A 7,080-nucleotide genomic window follows, 5' to 3' on the forward strand; every position below is an offset into this window, starting at 1 on the left:
AAAGCGGTCGTCACGCCCAATGCCGACACGCCCTACTGCATGTTCTGGATGGATGCCCGGGCCGAACCGCTGGTCCTGAGCGTGCCGGAGATGGAGGCTGACCGTTATTACAGTTTCCAGCTCATCGACCTCTACACCCACAACTTCGCCTACGTCGGTACGCTGACCACCGGCAACGGCGCTGGCAAGTTCCTGATCGCTGGTCCCGGATGGGACGGCGAGAAGCCAGACGGGATCACCGAGGTCATCCGCAGTGAGACAGGCTTCGTGTTCAACGTCACCCGCACACAGCTCTTCGGTCCCGACGACCTCGGCAAGATCAAGGGCATCCAGGCAAGCTACGGCCTGCAACCGCTCAGCGCCTTCCTCGGGACCAAGGCGCCGCCCGCCGCACCGCAACCGGACTTTCCCGAGTGGGCCGAGGGCGCCCAGTTCGATGAGCGCTTCTTCGGCTACCTCGACTTCATGATGGACTTGCTCGGCAGCCCCGGTGAAGGAGAGAAGGAACTTTGGGACCAGCTCGCCGACCTCGACATCGGAACGGACAGAGACTTCGATTTCTCCGCCCTTCCCAAGGAGACCCAGGAAGCCCTGAAGGCCGGCGTGAAGGAGGGGTTCGCCGAGATCGAGGCCTTCATCGAGACGAACAGCAGCGACCCTCTGAACAGCGGCAAGATTTTCGGCACCCGGGACTTCCTCACCAAGAGCGCCAGGGAGAACTACAACCTCGACCGCCCCGACATGCTGCGTTCCGCGGCTGCCCGAACGGGCCTTTACGGCAACTCCGCTGCCGAGGCGATCTATCCCACCTATTTGACCGATGCGGACAAGGAACCGCTCGATGCGTCAAAACATAGCTACACCCTGACCTTCGCCAAGGCCGCGCTGCCTCCGGCCAAGTCATTCTGGTCGGTCACGATGTATGACGGCAAGACCCAGCTATTCATCAAGAACCCGCTCGACCGCTACCTTCTCAACTCGGCGATGATCGACCAGTTCGTGCGGAGTGACGACGGCAAACTCGTGCTATACATTTCGAAAGACTCACCGGGCAAGGACCTGGAACCGAACTGGCTGCCCGCGCCGGATGGCCCGTTCTACGTGGTGATGCGTCTGTATGGCCCCGAGGCTAAAGCCCTCGATGGCATCTGGACGCCACCTCCCCTGGTCCGTGGAAAGTGAGGTATACGCAGCGTGAGCAAAGTTAATGCAAGTGGACCCTTTGACAAACGACGTTAAAGAAATGAACAGAATGAAACCACTTCCGCGATTACTGATGGCTGCGGCTGCAACACTGATGACCACAACAACAACGACATTCACTGTCGAGCTCAGCTTAGAAAGTGACCACCCTTTTCTACGTACGATCACATTCTTTCCACGCATCTGAAGAGCTCACCCTCAAATCCCGGATTATGAAATGTGTAATGTATGTGCCCGAAATGGTCGCGGTTCTAACGTGTCATATTGTCGCTGCATCAGCAAAAAAACCCCGCCGGTTAAAGCAGGGCCCATGAGATTACGACCGGACCGAGAGGAGGGTCGTGAAAGCAAACCAGCATAGAATGATTTAGATGGCGATATCTAATCCAATTATGATTCCCAAGCTCCGTAACTATAATTCTCAGAAGCTATTCTTTCGGCAGTGTAGTCATGTATGACAGGATATCCGCTGCGGCCTGGTGATCAAATGCCCTGAGTGATGGCATCTTCTCACCGGGGTGGCCATTCAGGATCTTGTGCATGACCTCCCAGGGGTTGCCCATCTGCCTGCCGAATGGTTTCATCTCTTCCGGCAGCTTGCCGTCTCTTCCATGGCAATTAGCACAGACAGTGTTGAAGTATGCTGCCCCTTTATTTGCATCACCCTTCGGCGCCTTGTTTCCACGATCGATGTACTGATCCATGTCGATCTGGCCCATGCTGACAAAGTTGGCGAGGTCGGTAAGATCGGCTTCCGACAGCTTGTCGCCGTAACCGTGTTCGGGTGACTTGAGAATGGCCTTGATTGCCGAGGTCTCTGCCCCCTTCATACCGTTAATCCCCTTGATGCCAGTACTGTGCTTGCCGGAACTGTATGCACCATTCTTGCCCATGTAGTCCCAGCCATGACATTCCTTACAACGCCATGTGGTTCCCGCTTTGTCGGCATACTTCCCATCTTTGGGATAAAGTGTGTGAGGTGTCTCGGGCGCTTTCGTCTCTACTCCCTTCACCGCATACCATTTGTCATAGAGCTGGGCACCGCGCATCAGAGAGGATTCGATTTCTTCAGCCATAGACGATGTCGATCCAAGCATCCCAGCCGACACGAAAAGAGCGCCGATAATGGGCTCAATCTTGAGTTTCATTATTTTGTTTCTCCAATGATGATTTTTTTATGTACACCAGTCACTTATGGCTATTCTCGTGGTTTTCATGACTAGCACGCATTGAGTATGGTCCAGCGAGGGCCGGGCTGAATAGAACATGCCAGGGAAGTATAGAAACGCATGATCCAGATCAACAAAATACGGGGCTGAAGTAAAAATTCCTTAGGCTTGCATCTCATGCGGGCCTTTTTTGTGTCCGAGGCACCAAGGGACTATGGATTTTGGGGAGTCCTTTGGTTTGTTTTGGCGTGCGCCCTTGGATCAATAGGGTCAGACTCTATTGAAATCGGGGTATGGCACTCTCGCCATTGGATCAATCGAGTCTGACCCCTTTGATCGCTTTGACGTGTTTAATCAAGTAACAGGTTTAAAAAAGTTTCGCGTACCGACGGACTTGAATCACGAAAGAACCGGTAGTCGGCATGCACCTGCGGTCTGTCAGGATCAATAACAATTCCCCATAACGGCCTGGCGCTCACGGGCAACATACTGTAACGGATGTCTCCCAGCACATTGGTCTGCACAGGGTCTAGAGCAACATAACCATCCGAGAATGACCAAAATCGAACAATATCCCTATACAGAACTGAGGATTCATCCAGCTGCGGCAGATCTCTGTCAAACGAAAACAGGGCAACGGACTCGCCTTCAATAACCCTGCCCGCATCAAACAGCCCGACGCGAATGGCATCCACATGAATACGATCCTCGTGTATATACACCGATCGCCACAATACCAGGTTTGCGAGCGTGGGCTTCACCATGGACTGCATCGCCAGGTGACCACGCTTGTCACGCAGGTCTTCGGCCAACTGCTCGGCGCGTTGCAACTGCACGAACCCCATGCCCAGGTACATCATGGACAAGACCAGGCCGGCATAAGCCACTTTTCTGTAGCCCAGCCGCAATCCCGTTAACAGGGTCACCAGCAGGATAAGTGTGAACACGGGATCGACTATCGAAATGATATTCAGGGCCACGCGTTCGTCCGAGAACGGCCAGAAAAGATGGGTGCCATAACTGGTGAACGCATCCAGCACGCCACTCATGCTGTAACCCGCGAGAGAAAAAAGGTAGAGTCGCCTTGCTGACAAATGCCGACGTACAAAAGGCCAGAGCAACAGCATGGCAATCGCCGCACCCAGCGGGATAAACACCAGTGAATGGGTGAAATGACGGTGGTATTCTATATTCAGCAGGGGATCAGATGATGAGCGGATCAGGATATCGGCATCCGCCAGTAACCCTGCCAACACGCCAACCAGCGTCGCAATCTTCTTTTCATTCTTTCTGGCGAGTGATTGCGCCAACACACCGCCGACTAAACCCTGGGTCAGGACATCCATAACAAGCTCATGGCATTTGTTTGAGTGACAGAAACGAATGGCAAAAAAAGCCGGTTTACATCATTCACCTTGACCATCGTCGTCATTAATTTGAATTAGCTGGTTCTATTTTCACCGCATATCAGGCTCGACTTGTCATCCTGGCGGTCGACATAGCGTTTCCTCAATAGCGGAGATTTGCGAGTGTCATGCTGATGACCCCAACAACGCCCCGGTCAGAAAACAGACTTACTCAGTCTCTGAAAGCCGGGCTGATCCGAACCGGTTGCTGGCAACAACTGGATGACGCCCCAACAGATGCATACCCCACACGGTCGCTATTACAACCAGCGCCCCCACAGCCTGATGCAGCACTGCAAAATGTATGCTGACACCAGTGATAACTGTCGCAATACCGAGCAACACCTGAACACCATATGAGCTATGAATAGCTATCGATGCTTTTCGGGACTGGCTGCGTACACGCCGCGCCAGGACGATCAGAAAACCAACCGCCACCCACGCCCACCAGCGATGAACGAAGTGGATAACATAGGGATCATTATTCAGCATTGTCCAGACACTACGCGACCAGTCTATCCCTGGTATCAGAGAACCATGCATCAACGGCCAGGTGTTTGAAACATACCCCGCATTCAGGCCTGCTGTGTAAGCACCAAACAATAGTTGCAGAAACAACACACCGAAAACGATCAGACCAAAGGCGGTCAGTCTGGATGGTCGGTTTTGACCGCGAGCGACCTGCCGCATATCCAGCGCCGTCCAGACCAGTACAGCCAGGATAAGAAACGCCGTCAACAAATGAGTCGCCAGCCGAAAATGGCTCACATCCGTGCGCTCGGTCAAACCGGAGACGACCATCCACCAGCCAATCGCCCCCTGCATGCCACCTAGCACCAGTAATGCGACCAGTCGGCCACCATAGCCTTCAGGTATCGCGCGCTTCAATGCGAACCAGGCAAGCGGCAACGCAAACGCAAGACCAATCAGTCGTCCCAAAAGACGATGCACCCATTCCCAAAAATAGATGAATTTAAATTCCTCCAGGGTCATGCCTTTGGGGCCGTTTATCTCCAGGTACTCGGGGATTTGTTTGTATTTCTCGAACTCGGACACCCATGCCGCTTCACTCATTGGCGGTATCGCACCGGTGATGGGCTTCCACTCGGTGATTGAAAGTCCTGATTCGGTCAAGCGCGTAATGCCGCCAACGATAATCATGATAAAAACCAGGAACGCGACGGCGTACAGCCAGTTAGAAATGGAAATCGGTTGTTTTATTTGACTCATGGCAGGACAGACGAAATCAAAAAACGTTTTGTATAGTAATATAAAAGACACAAAACAATTACGACGAAATCGTGTGAGCCTGCAGATGAAATTACTCGCTCAAGAATGCATATCACCAATAACGAAAGAACACTGACACCCTCAAGACAAGCGGAGCACTTCCCATGATTCGGTCTGCAACATGGAGGATATCGACCGTCCTTGTAATGTCCATCTGGGTGACGGCGCAACTTGCAGCATCCTCTACCTTGGCTGCAAATGCAGAATGTCCGGCGCAAAGCGTGGTCCTGACCGGTCAGAACACTGTCGAAACACCGCTAGGGCCCCACACCTATATCGAAACCATGGTCCTTACACGCCAAACGCATTCAGCGGCCATGGACGGCAAGTGGAAAGTGACCAGGCTCAAGCAAGACATGATCTATCCGTGGCAGATTCGCCCTGCCCTGAAGCTATTGGACCAGCGTGTGGATCTGGGCGAAGGCGCCTCGATGGTCTGTTCGACCACCACAGCCGGCAACGTCATCCACAATGTGTGTAGTGAAGGAAACTTCGTCCTCGATGTATGGGATGGAAAAATCGGTTACAGGAAAACAGGCGTGACTATCGGCAAAGTGCAGGGACGCGTATTTGAAGTGCGCTTCGGGATGCCGGGACAGCAGCAGCTCAATCCCGTCATACGCGGCACAGTAAAGGACGGAACTGCCAATGAAGTTTCCCTATCCGTCAAGCTTGCCAATGAAGCGCAGGACAAGGGCCGCTTTGCTTATGACATTGGTCCCAACCCGACATTGACGGTGAAAGCCCGTGCGTACACGGACCCTGAGAGTGAGGCCGAAAAGGTCCACTGGAAATTTCCGAATATTCCGGGTGCGACCCTGACAGTTACGCCTGCCAGCGCCCGGGGGGCCGAGATCGAGGCTGTCTATCGTGGCATGCCAGCGAGGAATGGGGATTTTGGTGAGAAGACGCTTTCTGCTTCGCTGGAGGTTGAAGGCTGCCCGGTGACCGAGGAGCGGACATTCAAGATTTTCTTTCCCCGTGATGCAAAGAACCATCCGGGGCCGAATCCAGACTGGCCAAACTGGCTTTTCTACTGGAAACAGACCAACTGCGGCAAGCCCAAAGGACAGAATGTAGGCGTCATCTTCGGGCCAAACATGAGTGGATGCGGCAATAGCACGGCAGGGTTTTATTCCTATTCAGAACCCGAAGTCGTTCATAAACACGTATACATTTGCGACCTGGCACAAAGTCTTGGGACTGATATGAAGACGACTGTGCCGAGGCTGACCTATGATCCGATGGGGGCGACTCCGGCCGACCGGTTTACAAGCGCGGGGGTGGATACCTTCACCGGGATCGACAGCTTTGGCTATACGATGTATCACGAGTATATCCATTACCAGGACTATGCTGCCTGGTGGGAAGGCTATGGCCAAACATATGAAAACGGCTTGCAGCCCGTTCATGACAAGGATATGGACGGCATACCCGATACAAAGGAGCCGGATATGGGTTTCGACCCAACGAAGACGCTCACCTATGCGCCATCAACAGCGCTCGGAAATCATCTGAAATATGACGAGCACTGGATTGTCTATTCCGAAGCCAAAGGCTATCAGCCCGGCCTGTGCGATAAGGAAGACTGGGCCTATCAGGGCAAACAGTGGCCATGACCGGCCTGGGAATTGTAATCATCGGTGAATCCTGACCTTTGGGAAACCATGGGGCGTATTCTTTTGGAGGCACCAGAGGACTGTGGATTTTGAGGAACCATTTGGTGGGTTGCTGACAGGGATGGCAGTTGGGGTGCCAAGAAACTGAAATCCTGGAAAGCTGGAGGGCTAGTGAGACCGAGTTGGGGTCTGCAAGAAGTCTCCAGTTATGATCTGTTCAAATTCAGGGGAAGCTTACGCTGCTACTAGCATGATTATTTACCTCCTTTTATTAGGAGCCAAATTGCAAATGACATTTCTCCAAAAATACTAGGAATTGCGACAAGCACCAAGAAAATAGATGCATATGCTTCATATTCAGGAAATGAAAAATGTGCTGCGGTATCTATCATA

Annotated in this window: 6 protein-coding genes; 2 read left to right on the plus strand and 4 right to left on the minus strand. The window is 52.9% G+C overall.

Going from position 1 to position 7,080, the window contains the following annotated elements:
* Window positions 1-1,182 (plus strand): DUF1254 domain-containing protein (locus LJE94_00825; protein ID MCG6908648.1); only part of this gene is annotated, 1,182 nt, incomplete at its 5' end.
* Window positions 1,183-1,631: 449 nt separating this feature from the next.
* On the opposite strand, the gene LJE94_00830 is transcribed toward LJE94_00825, so the two are convergent.
* From LJE94_00830 to LJE94_00840, 3 genes are all read right to left on the minus strand, one after another.
* Entirely contained in the window at window positions 1,632-2,351 is a 720-nt protein-coding gene (locus tag LJE94_00830) for a c-type cytochrome (protein MCG6908649.1), read from the minus strand.
* Window positions 2,352-2,722: 371 nt separating this feature from the next.
* A complete protein-coding gene (locus LJE94_00835; protein MCG6908650.1) occupies window positions 2,723-3,718 on the minus strand; it encodes a metal-dependent hydrolase in 996 nt (331 codons plus the stop codon).
* Between the two features lie 228 nt (window positions 3,719-3,946).
* Window positions 3,947-5,008: a COX15/CtaA family protein gene (locus LJE94_00840; GenBank protein MCG6908651.1), complete on the minus strand. Its 1,062-nt coding sequence runs from the start codon at window positions 5,006-5,008 to the stop codon at window positions 3,947-3,949.
* Between the two features lie 206 nt (window positions 5,009-5,214).
* Between LJE94_00840 and LJE94_00845 the strand changes: the two genes are divergently transcribed.
* Entirely contained in the window at window positions 5,215-6,687 is a 1,473-nt protein-coding gene (locus LJE94_00845; protein MCG6908652.1) for a hypothetical protein, read from the plus strand.
* A 254-nt stretch (window positions 6,688-6,941) separates the two neighbouring features.
* Here the strand turns inward: LJE94_00845 and LJE94_00850 are convergent, their stop codons facing one another.
* The gene (locus LJE94_00850) at window positions 6,942-7,079 is read right to left on the minus strand and encodes a DUF4386 domain-containing protein (GenBank protein ID MCG6908653.1); all 138 of its coding nucleotides are present in this window, start codon (window positions 7,077-7,079) and stop codon (window positions 6,942-6,944) included.
* Window position 7,080 lies beyond the last annotated feature (1 nt).

Source organism: Deltaproteobacteria bacterium (genome assembly GCA_022340465.1).
In the GTDB taxonomy this organism is placed as follows: Bacteria; Desulfobacterota; Desulfobacteria; order Desulfobacterales; family B30-G6; genus JAJDNW01.

What these genes read in the sequence shown, in the direction of transcription:
- LJE94_00835 (MCG6908650.1), bottom strand. Translation starts at nt 3,718, where the DNA reads ATGGATGTCCTGACCCAGGGTTTAGTCGGCGGTGTGTTGGCGCAATCA.
- LJE94_00845 (MCG6908652.1), top strand. Translation starts at nt 5,215, where the DNA reads ATGTCCATCTGGGTGACGGCGCAACTTGCAGCATCCTCTACCTTGGCT.
- LJE94_00850 (MCG6908653.1), bottom strand. Translation starts at nt 7,079, where the DNA reads ATGATAGATACCGCAGCACATTTTTCATTTCCTGAATATGAAGCATAT.
- LJE94_00830 (MCG6908649.1), bottom strand. Translation starts at nt 2,351, where the DNA reads ATGAAACTCAAGATTGAGCCCATTATCGGCGCTCTTTTCGTGTCGGCT.
- LJE94_00840 (MCG6908651.1), bottom strand. Translation starts at nt 5,008, where the DNA reads ATGAGTCAAATAAAACAACCGATTTCCATTTCTAACTGGCTGTACGCC.